Annotated in this window: 16 protein-coding genes; 4 read left to right on the top strand and 12 right to left on the bottom strand. The window is 73.1% G+C overall.

What is annotated here, in order from left to right; all coding sequences use genetic code 11:
- The first annotated feature begins 3 nt into the window (after positions 1-3).
- Both AC3RJ8_RS03925 and AC3RJ8_RS03920 read left to right on the top strand, forming a co-directional pair.
- A complete protein-coding gene (locus AC3RJ8_RS03925) occupies positions 4-828 on the top strand; it encodes an ABC transporter permease (protein ID WP_489714636.1) in 825 nt (274 codons plus the stop codon).
- Positions 828-1751, top strand: a complete 924-nt coding sequence (locus AC3RJ8_RS03920; RefSeq protein WP_489714635.1) for a glycosyltransferase family 2 protein — start codon at positions 828-830, stop codon at positions 1749-1751. Before AC3RJ8_RS03925 ends, AC3RJ8_RS03920 begins: the two co-directional genes overlap by 1 nt.
- A gap of 19 nt (positions 1752-1770) precedes the next feature.
- Here the strand turns inward: AC3RJ8_RS03920 and AC3RJ8_RS03915 are convergent, their stop codons facing one another.
- The 4 genes from AC3RJ8_RS03915 to AC3RJ8_RS03900 all read right to left on the bottom strand — a co-directional run bounded on the left by AC3RJ8_RS03915 (position 1771) and on the right by AC3RJ8_RS03900 (position 6830).
- On the bottom strand, positions 1771-3204 hold the full coding sequence (locus AC3RJ8_RS03915) for an apiosidase-like domain-containing protein (protein WP_489714634.1): 1434 nt from the start codon (positions 3202-3204) through the stop codon (positions 1771-1773).
- Positions 3201-4481 (bottom strand): polysaccharide pyruvyl transferase family protein, encoded by a 1281-nt coding sequence (locus AC3RJ8_RS03910; protein ID WP_489714633.1) that lies wholly within the window; start codon positions 4479-4481, stop codon positions 3201-3203. Before AC3RJ8_RS03910 ends, AC3RJ8_RS03915 begins: the two co-directional genes overlap by 4 nt.
- A gap of 96 nt (positions 4482-4577) precedes the next feature.
- Entirely contained in the window at positions 4578-5288 is a 711-nt protein-coding gene (locus AC3RJ8_RS03905) for a class I SAM-dependent methyltransferase (RefSeq protein ID WP_489714632.1), read from the bottom strand.
- A gap of 60 nt (positions 5289-5348) precedes the next feature.
- Positions 5349-6830 (bottom strand): apiosidase-like domain-containing protein, encoded by a 1482-nt coding sequence (locus AC3RJ8_RS03900; RefSeq protein ID WP_489714631.1) that lies wholly within the window; start codon positions 6828-6830, stop codon positions 5349-5351.
- Positions 6831-6979: 149 nt separating this feature from the next.
- On the opposite strand from AC3RJ8_RS03900, the gene AC3RJ8_RS03895 reads away from it, so the two are divergent.
- Positions 6980-8125 carry a glycosyltransferase family 4 protein gene (locus AC3RJ8_RS03895; RefSeq protein ID WP_489714630.1) on the top strand — a complete coding sequence of 382 codons (1146 nt, stop codon included), beginning with the start codon at positions 6980-6982 and terminating at the stop codon, positions 8123-8125.
- A 1-nt stretch (position 8126) separates the two neighbouring features.
- Here the strand turns inward: AC3RJ8_RS03895 and AC3RJ8_RS03890 are convergent, their stop codons facing one another.
- Genes AC3RJ8_RS03890 through AC3RJ8_RS03870 form a run of 5 tightly spaced genes read right to left on the bottom strand, consistent with a single transcriptional unit; the run spans position 8127 to position 13126 of the window.
- Positions 8127-9020, bottom strand: a complete 894-nt coding sequence (locus AC3RJ8_RS03890) for a glycosyltransferase family 2 protein (protein WP_489714629.1) — start codon at positions 9018-9020, stop codon at positions 8127-8129.
- Complete coding sequence (locus AC3RJ8_RS03885) at positions 9017-9649, bottom strand: PIG-L deacetylase family protein (RefSeq protein WP_489714628.1); 633 nt, start codon at positions 9647-9649, stop codon at positions 9017-9019. The genes AC3RJ8_RS03890 and AC3RJ8_RS03885 overlap by 4 nt, the downstream gene beginning before the upstream one ends.
- Entirely contained in the window at positions 9646-10872 is a 1227-nt protein-coding gene (locus tag AC3RJ8_RS03880; RefSeq protein WP_489714627.1) for a polysaccharide pyruvyl transferase family protein, read from the bottom strand. Before AC3RJ8_RS03880 ends, AC3RJ8_RS03885 begins: the two co-directional genes overlap by 4 nt.
- Positions 10869-11723, bottom strand: coding sequence for a sugar phosphate nucleotidyltransferase (locus tag AC3RJ8_RS03875; RefSeq protein ID WP_489714626.1), 855 nt, complete (start codon positions 11721-11723; stop codon positions 10869-10871). The genes AC3RJ8_RS03880 and AC3RJ8_RS03875 overlap by 4 nt, the downstream gene beginning before the upstream one ends.
- Positions 11720-13126, bottom strand: a complete 1407-nt coding sequence (locus AC3RJ8_RS03870; protein WP_489714625.1) for a glutamate-1-semialdehyde 2,1-aminomutase — start codon at positions 13124-13126, stop codon at positions 11720-11722. The genes AC3RJ8_RS03875 and AC3RJ8_RS03870 overlap by 4 nt, the downstream gene beginning before the upstream one ends.
- Positions 13127-13295: 169 nt before the next feature.
- Here AC3RJ8_RS03870 and AC3RJ8_RS03865 point away from each other — a divergent pair, with 169 nt between their 5' ends.
- Positions 13296-13847 carry a dTDP-4-dehydrorhamnose 3,5-epimerase family protein gene (locus AC3RJ8_RS03865; RefSeq protein WP_489714624.1) on the top strand — a complete coding sequence of 184 codons (552 nt, stop codon included), beginning with the start codon at positions 13296-13298 and terminating at the stop codon, positions 13845-13847.
- Here AC3RJ8_RS03865 and AC3RJ8_RS03860 read toward each other — a convergent pair.
- From AC3RJ8_RS03860 to AC3RJ8_RS03850, 3 genes are read right to left on the bottom strand one after another with little or no spacing between them, the layout of a single operon-like run.
- On the bottom strand, positions 13834-15042 hold the full coding sequence (locus AC3RJ8_RS03860; protein ID WP_489714623.1) for a class I SAM-dependent methyltransferase: 1209 nt from the start codon (positions 15040-15042) through the stop codon (positions 13834-13836). The genes AC3RJ8_RS03865 and AC3RJ8_RS03860 overlap by 14 nt on opposite strands.
- Positions 15039-16337, bottom strand: a complete 1299-nt coding sequence (locus AC3RJ8_RS03855; protein WP_489714622.1) for a methyltransferase domain-containing protein — start codon at positions 16335-16337, stop codon at positions 15039-15041. Before AC3RJ8_RS03855 ends, AC3RJ8_RS03860 begins: the two co-directional genes overlap by 4 nt.
- A complete protein-coding gene (locus AC3RJ8_RS03850; protein ID WP_489714621.1) occupies positions 16334-17362 on the bottom strand; it encodes an NAD-dependent epimerase/dehydratase family protein in 1029 nt (342 codons plus the stop codon). Before AC3RJ8_RS03850 ends, AC3RJ8_RS03855 begins: the two co-directional genes overlap by 4 nt.
- Between the last annotated feature and the right edge of the window lie 89 nt (positions 17363-17451).

The following is a 17451-nucleotide window of genomic DNA, read 5'->3' as shown; positions in this document are numbered from 1 at the left end:
GGCATGAGCGCACCACGGATCGTCATCACCCCGCCCGGACGGCTCAACATGCCGCGCTGGCGCGAGGTGTGGGAGGCCCGCGAGATCTTCTATCGCTTCGGCATCCGCGACGTGGTGCTGCGCTACCGGCAGACGGCGATCGGCATCGCCTGGGTGGTGCTGCAGCCGCTCGTCACGGCGGGCATCTTCGCGATCGTCTTCGGGCGGGTCGCGGGCCTGCCGACCGGCGGCGTGCCGTACCTGCTCTTCGCCTTCGCCGGCACGACGGCGTGGACGGTGTTCTCCGGCGTCCTGACGCGTGCCGCGCCCTCCCTGGTGGCGAACCAGGCGCTGGTGTCCAAGGTGTTCTTCCCCCGGGTGGTCGTCCCGCTGTCGACGTCGCTGTCGGTGCTGCTCGACTTCTGCGTGTCCCTCGCGATGTTCGCCGTGCTGCTGGTCGTCTACGGGGTCAACCCGGGGTGGGCGCTGCTGGGCCTGCCGCTGTGGACCGTCTGCGCCGTGGTGTTCGGCTCCGGTCTGGGTCTGGCCGCGTCCGCGGTGATGGTGAAGTACCGGGACGTCACCTACGTGCTGCCCTGGCTCGTGCAGGTGCTGATGTACGCCACCCCGGTGGCGTACTCGCTCGACGCCGTCCCGGCGAACCTCTCCTGGCTGTTCGCGGCGAACCCGCTGACGTGGCTCATGGAGTGCTTCCGGTGGTCGATGCTCGGGACGCCGGCGCCGCCCGTGTGGCAGATCGCCGGACTGGTCGCGATCTCCGCCCTGACGCTCGCCGGAGGGCTGCTGGTGTTCCAGCAGCGCGAGCGCGAGTTCGCGGACGTGATCTGATGGAGGCTCGCCGGGTCACGGTCGTCATGTCGACCAACCGCGTGTCTCCGTACCTCCCCGAGGCTCTGCAGAGCCTGAAGGACCAGTCCTTCACGGACTGGGACCTGATCGTCATGGACAACGGCTCGCCCGACCCGGACGGGGTGCGGGACGCGGTGTCGGCCGTGCCCGGGGCCGAGGTCGTGCCGGAGGCCGGGCACGGCGTCTCCGTCCCGCTCAACCACGGCGCCGCGCTGGCACGCGGCGAGCTCCTCACCTTCCTGGACGACGACGACGTCTGGCTGCCGGACCGGCTGGGGCGGCTCGTGGCCGCTCTCGACGCCGCCCCGGACGCGGGCGCCGCCTACTCCTCGGTCGACTTCGTCGACTCCCACGGGGAGCGGGGCGAGCCGCTGTTCGTCGCCGCCGACGAGAGCCCACGGGACCTGCTGGCCGGCCGGTACCCGTTCCCCAACGTGGTCTCGATCATGTACCGGCGCACGGAGTTCCTGCGTGTCGGCGGGTTCAACCCGGCGCTCCACTACGCGGAGGACACGGACCTGACCTTCCGCATGATGCAGTACTCGCGGATGGTCGCGGTCCCGGAGGTCCTGACCCTGTACCGGCGTCACGAGCAGAACGTCACCCGGGTGCTCCCGACCGACCTGCACGACGCGTCGCGCCGGATGATCGGCATGCAGCTCTGGGGCGCCGAGCACCACCGGGACCCCAGGATGCTCGAGGACGTACGGGCCAACCTCGAGGCGCTGGACGCCCGGGACTCCGTGGACTCGGTGGGGGTGGGGATCGAACGGCTGCGCCACGGTCACGTCGTCGGGGCAGGGCGCATGTTCACGCGCGCGGTGCGGCTCGACGCGCCGGTCGCCGTCCGCGAGGTCACACGACGGGTCGGGAACCGGCTGCGTCGCCCCACCGCTTCCTGACCGGCCCGCCGGGCGGCGGTCATCCCACGGGGTGGGCGCCCAGCACGAGCAACCAGTCGCGGTCCCCGGCCGCGTTGGCGCCCGGTGCCGCCATCGACACCTCCAGCTCGGCGGACGTCGCCTCGCCCGTCGTGGGGTCGACCCACCAGGCCCGCGCGCCGTCCACCAGGCGGTCGACGTCGAGCGTGACGGTCCGCGCCGTCGGCACGTAGACCAGCGCGAGGTCGCCGTCCGGGCTGACCGCGGCCGTCGCGAGGTCGCTCTCGAGCTGGTCCGACGCCTCGTCGGCTCCGCCGGCGCCACCGGTCAGCAGCTCGCCCGGGTCGGGGACGAGCGTCCACCACGGCAGCGAGGCCACGACGTCGCGGACCCGGGAGACCTGTTCGGCACCCTCCGAGCGCAGCCGGCCCTGCCACCCGGGCAGGAACTCCCAGTCGTCGCTGCCGTAGACGTCCCCCGGCGAACCCGACGTGATCGCCCACAGCACCTGGCGACGAAGCGTCTGCGTCGTGGTGGGCTCGCCACCGGTGTTGTTCTCCCCCTCGTAGTTCGACTCCGCGAGCAGGGCGGGGCGCACCGGCAGCGAGTCGTACGCCGCACGCACGGCCTCGTGGACGGGCTGGTAGGTGTACACGAAGTCCCAGTCCACGAGCGGGTCCCAGTGGGGGTCCTGGCCGGCGAACCGCACCGAGATCAGCTGGGCCGAGAAGGGGCGGTCGTCACCCGTGGAACGGATGCCCTCCTGGACCCCCTCGAAGCACGCGTCGGTCTCCGGGACGGGGGTGTAGTCACCTCCCGTCATCCACAGCACGTTCGGCAGGTCGGCCGCCCACTCCCCGACCATCGCGCCGTACCGGTGGCACGTGTCGGCCGACGGCGAGCCGAACGGCTCGTCGATGGTCCAGCTGTCCACCGGGTAGAGCAGCACCGTGAGGCCCAGCCCGGCCGCCCGCTGCAGGGTCGCGTGCGCCCGGTCCCAGTAGGGCTCGTTCCAGCGCGTCACGTCGCCGTCGAGGAACGGCAGGACGCCGTCCACGGTCGCGCCGTCGCCCGTCACTCCTCCGTTGGCCGGATTGCCCAGGAGCGAGACGACGAGAGCGTTGACGCCCTGGTCCGACCGGGTGGACAGGTAGACCTCGGCCTCGTCGGGCACCAGGTCCACGAGCAGCGACCACGGCGCGTCTCCTCGCACGAGGATCGGCTCCCCGTCCTGGTCGACGAAGGACCGGCCCCCGGGCGAGACACCGCTGATCAGCCGGGGCGCGCCGTCCTGCGCGGAACGTGCCGTCGACGGCGCCACCGGCCGCAGGGGCGCACCGGCCGCCGGCGGCTGCTCGTTCCATCCGTCCTGCGTCGGGACGGACGGCTGGAGCGCGCGGAACACCACGACTCCTGCGGCGGCGACGACGATCACGGCGAGCGCCACGGCCAGCGCCCGGCCCCGCCGGTTCATGCGCTGACGGAATCGGGCGCCCGGAGCCCGAGCGCGGCACGGACCCGGACGGCCTGCGCCCGGACGGCAGCCCGGTCCCGGACCGCCACCTCGCGCACGCGCGCGGACTCGGCCGCGTGGTCGTCGAGGATCTCGCGCACCTGGTCCACGATCTGGGCCGCGTCGTAGGTGTCCCGGTGGTGCGCCCGGTCGGCCGGGCCGTACGACGCCACGAGCGAGGCCTGCTTGGGGCTGTAGCCGGTGGCCACGACAGGCACGCCCTCGCTCACCGCGGCGATCAGGTTGTGGTGGCGGGCCGCGACGAGGGCGTGGCAGCCCTCGAGGGAGCGTGCGACGTCCTCCACCGTGCGCGCCGCACCCAGCTCGACGGCGGCGCCCGCATCCGCGGCGCGGACGCGGCGGACCAGCTCGGCGGCCACCCGGTGGTCCAGGTCCTCGCCGATCACGACCCGGACGCGCATCCCGGCGTCGAGCAGGGCACGGACGAGGGCGACGCTACGGCCGGTGTACACCTCGCGCTCCGCATCGCGCTCGGTGCCGCCCCAGTCCATGACGCCGACCGCCACGAGCGGCTCCGTCCGGGAGCCGCCGGGTCGGCACGGGGCGGTCACGGGTTCCCGCCCGAGCACGAGGTCAGGGACGACCGGCGTCTCCCGCCGCACGCCGAGTGCCGCCACCGCGCGTGCCGACTCGCGGTCGCGCACCGTCACCAGGTCGGACCAGGCGAGCACCCGCGCGAAGAACCAGTTCACGCCCCGGGTCCCGGCGTCGTCGACCCCCACGCTCAGCAGCAGTAGCGGACGACGCCACCACCGCGACCACGCCGCCAGCCAGAACAGGGAGAAGGGGATGCCCCGCGGCCGGACCCCGCGGCCCTCGAAGATCCCCGTCCCGGGCACGATCACCGCGTCGACCGACCGCACGACCCCGCCCAGGTGCAGGACGTCGGCGAACCGACCGGTCAGGCTGGTGAGTCCGTGACGCATCGGTCCGGGACGGCGGATGTCCACCGCCTCGACGCCGTGCTCGGCGACGACGTCCGCGCACCGCTGCGCCACGGCGACGGGCTGCGCCCCCGTACCCTCGAGCAGCTGGATCCCGGCCACGAGGGAGGCCTCGTTGCCGAAGTTGCCGATCCCGGTCTCACCGAAGAGCGCGACCCGGCGAACCTCCCCCGGACGCCTCCGGGCACCGCCGTCCCGCGCACCGCCGTCCCGCGCACCGCCGTCCCGCGCACCGCCGTCGTCGTCCTCCGGCTCGGGAGAGATCCGGCGCATCCTCTGACTCCCGTCTCGTCGGGTGCTGCCATTCTCCCGTCCCCTCGGTCCCGGGGTGAAGCCGTTCGGCGGGAGTTCACCCGTCCGGGCGGGTGATCATCTGCCGCGCACCTCGGCGACCAGGGTGCGTCCCGAGCCGAGACGTTCGAGCACGCGATGCCAGAGCCGGCCCACCGGCCCGAGCGCGTCCCGCAGCCGTTTCGACGTGAGGACGCGTCGCCACGACGCGTCGCCCTGCGGAGTGATCGTGCGGATGCTGACGACCTCGCCGGCCATCTCGGCGAGATCGCGGAACCGCTGCGGACCGGGCCTGTCAGATCGTGCGCGGGGGTCGGGCGGCGGGAGGCGACCGTGCCTGCCGAGGACTGCGCCGTTCTGAGCGGCGATCATGATCAGCCCGCCCGGTGCGATCAGCCGTGCGAGCTCGCGCATGAACGCCTCCTGGTCAGAGACGTGCGGAAGGGTCTCGAGGCTCACGACGACGTCGAACGACGGGGCGGGCAGCTGTCCGACGAGGACGTCCCCCGTGATGAACGTCGCCCGCGGTGTGCGCTGTCGCGCCTCGGCGATCACGTCGCGACTGACGTCGATGCCCGTCACGTCGCCGTACTCGAGCAGCTGGTCGACGAGCCAGCCCGTGCCGCAGCCGATGTCGAGGAGGCGGAGGTCGGTGCGTCCCAGGCGCCGCACCCCCCGGTGGATCGCCTCGGCCTGGTCCAGCGGAACCTGGTCCAGCGTCCCGGGCCGACGATGTCTCGCGTTCCACTCGTCCCAGTAGGCAGCCTCGGCGTCGGCGACGTGATCCATACCCTGAGCATCCCCCACGGCCCGTCTCCCACCGCATGAACCGGACGCTTTCACCCACCGTCAACCAGCCGGCTGCTGTCCTTCGAAGACGAGCAGCCAGTCCGTCGCACCGTCGCTGTTCGCCCCCGGCGTCGCGTAGGACGGCCCGTCCCCTGCCGGGGTCCCGGCACCGGAGGCGGGGTCGACCCATCTCGCGCGCACGCCGGGCACGAGCCGCGCGGTGTCCACGGTGATCGTGCGCCTGCTCGGGACGTAGACCAGCGCCTGGGTCCCGTCGGCGGTCAGCGCGGCGGTGACGTAGTCGTTGTCAAGCACGTCCATCGGCTCGTCGCCGGTCACGAGCGTGCCACGACCGGCGGTCACCAGCGCCGTGCCGACGTCGGGCCGCAGCTCCCACCAGCGGAGCGACTCGACCACGTCGAGGGCCACGGCGGCGGCGCGAGCACCCGACGAGTCCATCCGTCCTTCCCAGCCCGGGAGCAGCTCCCAGTCGTCGGTACCGAAGAAGGCCCCGCACGCCCCCGACGTCAGCGCCCACAGGATCTGGCGCCGGATCGTCTCGTCGGTGGTCGGCGCGGTGTCCGGCTGGTTGTTCTCGCCCTCGTAGTTGGCCTCCCCGAGCACGGCGGGAACCGAAGGAGCGGCCCCGACCGCGTCGAGCACCGCTCGATACGTCGGGTAGTACGTGTAGACGAAGTTCCAGTCCACGCGCGGCCGCCAGTACGGGTTGTCCGTCGACACGGACTTGTCGTAGCCCAGATGGACGGAGAAGGGCCGCACCACCGCCTGGTCGAGCCCCTCCCGCACGGCGTCGAAGCAGTGGTCGACGTCGGAACCCTCGGCCGGCTCGTTCGTCACCGGGAAGTAGTCCCCGCCGGTCACCCACACGATGTTCGGCAGGTCGGCGAGCCTCCTTCCCACGGCTGCGCCGTACTGCCGGCACTCGTCGACGGAACGTGGCACGAACGAGGTCCCGATCGTCCAGCCGTCCACCGGGTAGAGGAACATCGTGATCCCGTGGTCGGCGGCCACCGTCACCGCGGCGTGCACCCGGTCCCAGTAGGCCGGCTCCAGCCGCGTGACGTCGTCGTCCACGAACGGACGGAGCCCGTCGTGGGTGGCCCCGGAGTCGGACGGCCCGCCGTTGCCCGTGCTGCCGAGCAGGGAGACGATCAGGGCGTTGAAACCCTGCCGCTCACGGGCGGTCACGTACGCCTCGACCTCGTCGACGGAGAGGTCCGTCAGGAGCGACCACGGGGAGTCTCCCCGGACGAGCATCGGCCGTCCCCGCTCGTCCTGGAAGGACGGCCCGTCCGCGGACAGGGTCCAGCCGGTCCCCGTGCCCGTGCCCGCCGGGGCCGAGGCCGAGGCCGCACCGGACAGGTCGGAGGCCGCCGAGGGTTCGGCGCTCACCGTGGAGTCGGAGATCGGCAGTCCCTGCGGACTCGCCGTCGTCCACCACCACGCGCCGACACCCGCGACGAGCAGGACGACCACGAGCGCGGCACCGAGCGCCACGCGACGCGTGCTCCACGCTCTCATCTCGGCCCTTCCGTGCGGACGTACAGCCAGTATCGAGGACCAGGCCGCCGACCACGGGCAGACGCCGACAACTTCACCCGTCCGCCACGGGCCCGGCCGCGGGCACCCTCGGTAGCATCGCTGCACACCATCTGCCGACTGGACGTGCCGTGGACCGTCGCCCCATCCATGTGATCACTCCCGGGGACCACTTCTCTCCGCGCACCGGGAGCGCGATCCCGACCGTCGTGCACGGGCTGGCGGCCGCGACACCGGACGGCGCCCCGCGGCCGGCTGTCGTCGTCGCGCAGGGGACGTACCCGGACCGCTACCGCAGCGCCGAGGTCCTCGAGTATCCCGCCTCACCGGCACGGCGCTCCGACCGCTGGCGGGACGCGGCGTGGTCCCGGGTCACCGCCACGCGGCCCGGCAGACGTCGTGAGCTCGCTGCCGCACTCGCCGACCAGCACTCCTGGGCACCGGCGTCCGTCCTCGCGCACAACGCTCCCCAGGCGGTCCCGCTCGTCGACACCCGGACCCACGCGGCGGTGCTCTACGCGCACAACGACCTGCTGAGCACCTACACCCGACGGGAGGTGCGCCGCGTCCTGGACCAGGTCGCAGGGGTGGTCTGCGTGAGCGAGTTCCTGGCCGACGTCACCCGGGACCGACTGCCGGGCCGGATGGCCGACGTCGTCCGCGTGGTCCACAACGGGGTGGACACGGAGCACTTCGCGCCCCGCGCCGCGCGGGGCGCCGGCGACCGGCTCGAGGTGCTCTTCGTCGGGCGCACGGTGCCGTCGAAGGGAGCGCACGTGGCGCTCGACGCGATGACGCGCCTCACCGACCGTGACGTGCGGCTCACCGTCGTGGGAAGTTCCGGGTTCGACGCCGAGCAGCCGCTCACCGACTACGAGCGGGCCGTCCGGCGCGCTGCGGCCGCCCTGGGAGATCGCGCCCGCGTGCTCCCCTTCGTGCCGAGGCACGACGTCGCGCGCCTGATGTCGGTGGCGGACGTCCTCGTCGTCCCGTCGGTCTGGCCGGAACCCTTCGCGCTCACGGCGCTGGAGGGCCTCGCGTCGGGCTGCGCCGTCGTGGCGTCCCGGGTCGGGGGCATCCCCGAGGCCACCGGCGACGCCGGCATCCTCGTCGAACCCGGCGACCCGTCCGCGATCGCGGCGGCGTTGGCCGCTCTGCACGACGACTCCGCTCGTCTCCGGACGGCGCGCCGGGGTGCCCGCGAGTACGCGCTCTCGCACGACTGGCGGGTGTCGTGGCAGGCGCTGGCGTCCGTGCTGTCCGAGATCTCGCCCTAGCTCATCCGGCGCGGACGGGCGCCGGGAGGCCGGTGGCCACCGCGACGTCACGAGCCACCCCCCGCCAGCGTGGCAGGACCCACGAGGTGCTGATCGCCTGCCACGCGCGGGCCTTCTGCTCCGGCGAGAGGGGTGCGAGCGCTGCGGCACGATAGAGCTCGAGACTCAGCCGGGTCTGCGGGAAGGCGAATCGCACGTCGCCCCGAGGGTCGTGCCATCGCACCTGCTCGTGCCCGTGCTGGGAGAGCTGTGCCCCGTGCTTGCGGGGCCGGAAGCACAGCTCGCTCGACTGCGCCATCGGCCCGCGGCAGAGCAGCTCGGTGTTGAGCACGATGTCGTCGCCCACCATCGAGATCAGTCCCCGCGTCCGGCGCAGGACGGCGGTCCGGATGAGGCCGTAGACCACATGCGAGGCCTGGGCCCGGAGCATGTTCCTGACCCGGACGACGGGATCCGGCGCGTCGAGGGCCATCGCGTCGTCGTGGAGCGTCTCGAGAACTGCCCCGTTCTCGTCGATGACCTGCGCACGGGTGCACGCGAACACCGCTCGTTCGTCGCCGTCCATCGCGCGGAGGCAGGCGAGGGTGAACCCGGGCAGCTTCACGTCGTCGGCGGCCAGCCAGGTGAAGTACCGGCCGCGAGCGCGTCTGGCCACGTTCATGTAGTTCCATCCGCCCCCGCGGTTCTCGTCGTAGCGGAGGTAGACGACGCGGTCGTCCTCCGCGGCGGCGGCGCGGCACATCTCTCGCGTGGCGTCGGTGGACCCGTTGTCGGAGACGATGATCTCGACGTCCTCGAAGGTCTGGGAGCGGGCAGACCGCAGAGCGTCCGCGAGGTAGTCCTCGCCGTTGAACACGGGAATGCCGATCGACACCCGTGGGACGCGCGCCGTCACAGCTCGAGCACCACCTTGTGGGTCGTGAACGCCTCGGCGTACCCGGTCCGTGCCTCGATCCCCCGGATCCTCAGGAGCCCGCGGAACGTCTCGGCGTCCCACCAGCCCCTGCCGGCCTGCGACGGGTAGCAGGCGTCCAGCAGCTCGATCTTCCGCCGCACCTGGTCGGCCGTCACCGGGACGTACACGTTGGGACGCCCGAGGTCGCCGTCCCACTTGGGGATCTCGTAGTGCAGCACCGTCGGTCCGCGCCAGACCGTCGACGCGAGCTCGCCGACGAGGCGATGGTCCTGGTGCGCGTCGTCGATCCGTGGCGCGAGGACCAGGTCCGGAGCGGGCACCCGCTCCGCCACCTCGTGCATCGCTGCCTTGACCCGACCCCAGTGCTCGGGGAGGCGCCCGTCCGGCAGCCCGGCGAAGTGCGCCTCGGCACCGGGCACGAAGGCCTGGGCGGCGGCACGCGACTCGTCCTCACGCTCCGCGCTGCCGGTCATCGTCAGGATCGCCCCGGAGACCTCCCTGCTCTCCCCGAGCGCCAGGAGCGTCGCCCCGCAACCGATCTCGACGTCGTCGGGGTGCGCCGCCAGGCAGACGACCGTGACCGGTCCGTCCACGTCCGCGAGCCTCATCGTCCGTCCTCCACCGAGGACGCGACCGGGGCTCGGGACCGTCCGGCCCACGTGCGCTCCACGGCCTCCCACTCACGGTCCAGGCCGGCGCGTGCCGCCGCGAGCCCGCGCTCTGCCGCGGCCAGGCGCCCGTCCCGCTCCCGCACGGCTCGTGCGACCGCGCCGACCACCCCCGACGGCACGAACGTGTCGATGTCGAAGCTGAGGTCGCTGCTGCCGAGCAGCCGCAGGAGCTCGCCGTGCTTGGTCCCGTAGGCGAGCGCGATCACCGGCGCACCGGCCAGCGCCGCGATGACGAGCGTGTGATAGCGCGCACCGATCACTGCCGCGGCTCCCGTCATGAGCGCCCGCAGCTCTTCGAGATCGCCTGCGGAGCTGACCCGGGCCGTGGACGCGGCGGCGACCCTGTGCGCCGTCGGCAGGTCGTACTCGTCCCCCCCGACCAGCACCACCCGATAGCCGGCCGCGTCGAGCAGGTCGACGAGCAGGACCGACCGGTCGACGTACTGCGCGTGGGCGTCGGCACGCCGCGCCGGGTCGTCGTCCTCGGCGAAGTACGTCATGACGCCCAGGACGACGACGGGCCGACCGGTGCCATCACCCCGCGGCCCGGCCTGGCCCCGGTTCCCGGACGCCCCCAGCACGAGATCGGCCACGACGGGATCGTCCGGGTCACCGGCACGCATGTCGAGCAGCGCGCGTCGGGACAGCTCGTCCCGGACGGACCGGTAGGCCGACCACCGTGCCACCTGACGGATGAAGGAGCGCGTGAGCCACGCGTCCTGCCGCTGCACACCGACGTCGAGCAGGACGAAGGTCCTGCGCCGGATCCGCGCCGCGGCGGCGAGGCACCAGATCTCGAAGGCAGTGCCGAACGGGCCTGCCCCCAACCGTTCCCAGACCCCGCAACCGGCCACGACGACCGCGTCGACGTCGCGCACGACCGCCCAGGCCCGGCCCAGCGCCGAGATCCGGTTGGCGGCCAGCCCGAACATCCCCGGCAGGGTCCTCCGCGGTCCGGTGAACGGCGGGACGAGCCGGACGGCGCCCACGTCTCGTTCGCGTGCCACCCGCTCCGCCCCCTCGGACACCACCAGGACGGCAGCACGGTCCCCGATCCTCCCGAGCACCGTCGACAGCGTCGCCTCGTTGCCGAAGTTGCCCGTCCCGAACAGGCCGAACACCGCCACCCGCGGCCGGACGTCCGGTCTCCAGCCGGTCACCGACGCCCGCCCGGGGCGGCCGGGTCCAGGACGGCGAGATCGACCACGGGGACCCTCCTCCCGGGCTCGCGGTGCCACCCTTCCCAGAGCGCCCACGGGCTCTGTCCCGTGCGGTGGAGCTCCTCGAGCTGCGACCGTTCCTTCAACGTGTCCATCGGGGCCCAGAAGCCGTCGTAGCGCTGTGCGCGGAAGAGTCCGTCCTTGGCGGCACGGACGCACCCGTCCATCACCAGGTCGTCGCCTTCCTCCAGGTAGTCGAAGATCCCCTGGCGCAGGACGAAGTAGCCGCCGTTGATGCGCATCTCCATGTCGGCGACGGGCTCGATGCCCTCCAGGTTGCCGTCCGGGTCGATCTTGACGACGTGGAAGGAGTCCTGCGGGTCGACGGCGAGCAGCGTGCCGACCGCGGGGGTCCGCGCGAAGTCCTCGATGATCTCGTCGAGGGGGGCGTCCGTGAGCACGTCACCGTAGTTGGCGAGGAACATCTCGTCCCCGTCCAGGTGCTTGCGCACGCGGCGCAGCCGCTCCCCGATCGAGGTGTCCATCCCGGTGTCGACGAACGTGATCGTCCAGTCGCTCACGTCGGTGGACAGCATCCTGACCTCGGTGCAGCCCTTGGTCAGGACGAAGTCGTTCGAGTGCGTCTCGCGGTAGTCGAGGAAGTAGTCCTTGACGGCGCGTGCGCCGTAGCCGAGGCACAGCACGAACTCCGTGTGCCCGAAGTGCGCGTAGTACTTCATGATGTGCCACAGGACGGGGCGCGAGCCGACGGGCATCATCGGCTTGGGCAGCTGGCTGTCGGCCGAACGCATGCGCATGCCGAGTCCGCCGCAGAAGAGCACGACCTTCATGAGTTGAACCTCTCGGTGAGCCGGTGGTCACGAAGACGCCGGGGCGCGGCCCGCGGACGCAGAGCCGGCGCCACGGGCCGTCCGCCGAGCAGGCCGTCGGTGGTGCCCGCGTCCAGAGCCGCGGCGTAGGCGGGCAGAGCGGCGCGGACGGCCTCGACGGTCCGGTCGACGTCCGTCGTGGTGTGCGCGGCCGAGACGACGAACGACTGCGCGAGCACCCCGCCGCGCAGCAGCTCGGCGAGGAACAGCGTCCGGTACGCCTGCGAGGCGCGGCCCGCGGGGTCGCGGGTGCCGAACACGAGACACGCCGGGTGTCCCGAGACGGTCACGTACGCGGAGAGCCCGGCGTCCGCCACGACCTGGGTGACGCCCGCTCGCAGGCGCTCGCCCCGCGCGGCCATGATCCCGGGGACGTCCGACCCGGCGTAGGCGTCGTGGACCGCGAGGTAGGCCGCGAGACCCGCCGTCTCGGCGCCGTGCGTCGTGGACATCAGGAACACCCGGTCGGCGTCGGTGTCGAGGCCGCCGAGCTCCATGAGGTCCCGGGTGCCCGCGAGCGCCGAGACCGCGAACCCGTTGCCGAGCGCCTTGCCCCAGGTGGACAGGTCGGGCGTCACCCCGTGGACGGCCTGGGCCCCGCCGGCCGACCACCGCATCCCGGTGATCATCTCGTCGAAGACGAGGACGATGCCCTCGCGGTCGCACAGCGTCCGCAGCCCCGGCAGGTAGCCCGGTGACGGCGACGCGCCGGCGGTCTCCGCCTCCAGCACGAGGGCGGCGACGCGGCCCGGGTGCTGCGCGACGAGCGCCTCGACGGCGGGCAGGTCGTCGTAGGGAAACGTCACCGTCAGGTCGCGCACCGCCTGCGGGATGCCGGCGGACATGGCGGTCGTGCCCATGAACCAGTCGTCCACGGAGAAGAAGGGCTGCGAGCGGCAGACCGCGACGAGGTCGCGGCCCGTCGCGGCGCGCGCCAGCCGCACGGCCGCCGTCGTCGCGTCCGAGCCGTTCTTGGCGAACTTGACCATCTCGGCGGTCGGGACCTGCTCGAGGAAGGCCTCGGCGGCACGCAGCTCCCACACCGTCGGCCGGGAGAAGCTGACGCCGTCCACGATCGCGGCGGCGACCGCGTCGACGACGGGGCGGTAGCCGTGTCCCAGGGTCACCGAACGCAGGCCCATGCCGTACTCGACGTACTCGTTGCCGTCCACGTCCCACACGTGCGCGCCGGCCCCTCGAGCCATGACAGGTGCCATGCCCTCGGGGTACTGGTCCGACCCGCGGGCGTAGGTGTGAGCTCCGCCCGGCACGAGCCGGTGCAGACGCGCCTGGGCGACGTCCGACCGGGTGAAGGACCGGTCCCGAAGTCCGGTCTCACCGTCTGCCGCCGTCTGCTGCGTCATGGTGCTCTCTCCGCCCGCGTCCGTGGCCGGCCAGCGCCGCCGTCGCTGTCAGTCTGAGTCGTCGACGTGCCGCGGTGTAGGTCTGCGCGGCCTTTTCATCCGCACCGGGACGAGAATTCACCCCGGCTCGGGGCCCGGCCCCGAGCCGGCCCCTCCTACGGTGGGGAGCATGGAGATCAGGACGACGTCGCTCGACGGCGTGCTGCTGCTCGTCCCCGTCCCGCACCGCGACGACCGGGGGCTGTTCACCCGCACCTTCGACGCCGAGACCGCCGCGTCGGCGGACCTGGACCCGGCCGCGTACGTCCAGGACAGCCAGTCCCGGTCCTCGCGTGGCGTGGTCCGCGGGCTGCACGGCCGGGTGGGGTCCGGTGAGGCGAAGCTGGTCCGGGTGGCCCACGGCGCGGTCCTCGACGTGGTCGTCGACGCCCGGCCCGGTTCGCCGACCTTCGGGCAGTGGGAGGCGTTCACGCTCGACGACGTCGACTTCCGGGTGCTGGCCGTCCCCCGCGGGATGCTCCACGGCCACCAAACCCTCACCGAGACCGCTGACGTCTGCTACCGGATCGACGCCGAGCACGACCCGACCGAGGACGTCGCGGTGCACCACCTCGACCCGGACCTGGGCATCGGGTGGCCCGTCGACATCACGACCGTGAGCGCGCGCGACCGTGGTGCCGGTTCGTGGCAGGACCTGGTCGCGCGGCTCAGGACGCGCTGACCGCTTCAGGCTCGATCTCGCGCGGGACCGGCTCGGCGACCACCCACCGCCCGCCCCGGCCCTCGACGCGGGGAAGCGCCCGACGCACCTCTCCGAGCAGGTCGGGGACGAACAGCAGCACCCACCGGGGACGGAGCGTGCCCAGTGCCGCCGCACCGACGATCGGGATCCTGGGCGTGCCGTCGGGACCGCCGGTGCCCGGCATCGCCAGTCCGTGCTTGGCCGGCGAGGCGTCGACCACGGCCTGGATGTCGCGCCCGCTCACCCCGGCGAGCGTCAGGAGGGCGACCGCTCGCGACGCCGCCCCGTAGCCGACGACCCCCTCGGAGCGATGGTCGGCGACCCAGCGGCCCAGGCTCTCGACCGTCTGCCGGACGGCGTCCTGGAGCCCCGCCACCGCCTCCGGTGCCGTCACGCCTGCTGCCCGCTCGGCGTCGAGCACCTCGTCCAGCGTGCCCAGCGGCGCCGTGCCGTCGGCGGCCCCGGCACGGGCGGAACCGGCACGGGCGAGAGCGAGCACGACCGTCCCGCCGTACAAGGGGTAGCGCCACAGGCCCACGGGTACGAGTCCCACCTCCCGGGCGGCGCGCACGAGCCAGGTCACCGAGTAGTAGGCGTAGTGCCCGTGCCGCAGCGCGTTCCAGGCGTTCGTGCGCAGGATCGTGCCGAGCGGGTGGACGTGCAGGGCGAGCACCCCCTCGGGGGCGAGGCGGCCGGCCCGGTCCGTGAGGGCCGCCCGCTGGTCGGCGTCGTGCATCATGCCGAGCGAGTCGACGAGGAGGTCCACCGGTCCGTCGTCGGAGCCCGGCTCGTCCGGGACGACCGTCAGGCCGCGCTCGGCCAGATGGCCCAGCCAGGAGCCGCCGTGCGGGCTGGGCCGTTCCGCCGCACGGGCACCGGGGGCCGCCAGGCCGGCGGCGGCGAGGTCGTCGACCGCCGCACGGGCCTGCGCGACGAGGGCTGCCGGTTCGATCCCCCGCGGCTCGTCGGCATCGGTCGGGTCCTCCTCGAGCTGGGCCAGGCCGCACCCGGCGCACAGGACCATCCGCAGCGGGTACGCGTCGTCCGCGCCCGTGGCTCCGACCGGGGGGAACACGTCGGCCGCGGGCTGCTCGCCCAGGTCGAGCACGACGGAGCCGTCGTCCGCCCCGCACCACCGGCACCGCCAGGACGCGACCGGCCGGGCGACCGTCACGTCCCCGGCTCGAACACCTCGAGGTGCGGGAGGGCCACGACGAGGCGGCCACCCCACTCCGCGACGTGCGCGAGCTGGGCGGAGATCTCCCTGCGCAGGTTCCACGGCATGATGACGACGTAGTCGGGTCGGGCGGCGTCGAGCGCCTCGGGAGCGTGCACGGGGATGTGCGTGCCGGGCAGGAACCGGCCGTGCTTGTAGGGGTTCCGGTCGACGGCGAGCTCGAGCAGGTCGGCTCGCACCCCGCAGTGGTTGAGCAGCGTGTTCCCCTTGCCCGGCGCCCCGTACGCGACCACCCGTTTGCCCTCGCGGCGGGCCGTGATGAGGAACGACACGAAGTCGTCGCGGACCTGTGCGACCTGCTCGGCGAAGCCGTCGTGCCCCTCGACGGTGTGCAGGCCGAAGTCGGCCTCGGCGGCGAGCACCTCGGCGACCGCCGCCGTCGGGGTGACGCTCCCGGACTCCACGGTCTCCGTCGGCGCCGACCACGTGCGCAAGGACCCGCCGTGGCTGGGGAGCTCCTCGACGTCGACCACCGTGAGCCCGGCGGCCGCGAGCACCCTCTGCGTGGTCAGCAACGACAGGTAGCTGAAGTGCTCGTGATAGATCGTGTCGTACTCGTTGCCCTCGATGAGGCGCAGCAGGTGCGGGATCTCGATGGTGACGCGCCCGTCGTCGGCGACCAGCTGCCGCAGGCCCTTCGCGAAGTCGACGATGTCCGGCACGTGCGCGAACACGTTGTTCGCCACGACGAGGTCGGCCGGTCCGTGCTCGGCGCGGACCGCGCGGCCCGTGTCCTCCCCGAGGAACTCCACGAGCGTCGGGATCCCCTGCGCCACGGCCGCCTCGGCGACCGTGCGGGACGGCTCGATCCCCAGGCAGCGGATGCCCTGCGCCTGCACGTGCTGGAGCAGGTAGCCGTCGTTGCTCGCCACCTCCACGACGAACGACGACCCGGCGTCGAGCCCGAGCCGGTCGGCCGCCTTCTCGACGTACTGACGGGCGTGCTCGACCCAGCTCGTGGAGAACGAGGAGAAGTAGGCGTAGTCGTCGAAGATCTCCGTCTCGGCGACGTAGGCGGGCAGCTGCACCAGCAGGCACTGCGTGCAGATCCGCACGTTGAGCGGGTAGAACGTCTCCCCCTGGTCGACCTGGTCCGCCCGCAGGATCGCCTCGCACGGCGGGGACATGCCCAGGTCGACGAACGTCCGCGTCAGCTCCGCGCCGCACAGGCGGCACGCCGGCACCGACGCCGCCAGCCCGGCAGCAGCCGCCGCGGCCGTCGTCGCCGTCACGCCGCCACCACCATGCGCAGCGAGGCGAGGTCCAGGCGACCGGCGGACGCCAGCTCTTCGATGCGGTGCAGCCGGACGAACGTCTGCTCGAAGTCCCCAGCCTCCAGGCCACGCTCGCGCATGTCCCGCCACAGCTCCTCGATACCGTCGCGCACCGTCCAGCAGGGGTCGGCCCCGGGCAGCAGGCTGCGGATCTTGCCGAAGTCGACGCGGTAGTTGCGGGCGTCGGCCCCCGCCCCCGGCGCGAAGGTCACCGGCGCCCCCGTGACCTCGGCGACCTGCTCGGCCACGGTGCGGATCTGCACGACGTCCTCGTCGCGGCCCACGTTGAACGCCTGGTCGTGCACCACCTCGCGCGGGGCCTCCAGCGCGGCCAGGAAGGCCCGGGAGATGTCCTGCACGTGCACCAGGGGCCGCCACGGCGAGCCGTCGGACTGCAACCGCACCTCGCCCCGTGTGAACGCCGTGCCCGTCAGGTTGTTGACGACGATGTCGGCCCGCAGCCGCCGCGACGACCCGTACGCCGTCGCGTTGCGCAGGTAGGTGGGGCTGAACGAGTCGTCCGCGAGCGGAGAGATCCCCCGCTCCGCGCGCACCTTCGACTCGCCGTACGGGGTGACCGGGTTGAACGCGCTCTGCTCGTCCACCGGCGCGTCCCCCGCCGCGCCGTACAGCGAGCACGACGACGAGAACAGGAAGCGCGGAACCCCCGCAGCCTTGGCCGACGCGGCCATGTGGATCGCTCCGCCCGCGTTCACCGAGAAGGTCGCGTCCGGTGCGAGGTGCCCGATCGGGTCGTTGCTGATCGCCGCCAGATGGACCACCGCGTCGAAGCCCTCGAGGTCCTCCGGTCGCGCGTCCCGCACGTCGCCGGTGCGCTGCTCGTAGTCCGCGGCGGGCGTGCCGAAGTCGCAGCCGTCGTACCACCCGACGTCGAGGCCGACGACCTCGTGCCCGTGCGCCCGCAGGAGCGGTACCAGGACGGCACCGACATAGCCCCGGTCGCCGTCGACGAGAACCCTCATGGCAGTCTCCTCAGGTCACGGAACAGGCGTCCCGTCGACAGTAACCAGTCGCTCCGGCGGCAGGACAGGCGGGGAGCGGGTGGAAATCC

Source organism: Isoptericola sp. MSGPD8_1_ISO-PGPR-S23-394 (assembly GCF_058072785.1).
The sequence above is the reverse complement of the archived record's forward strand: the minus strand, read 5'-3'. Positions and strand labels throughout refer to the sequence as shown.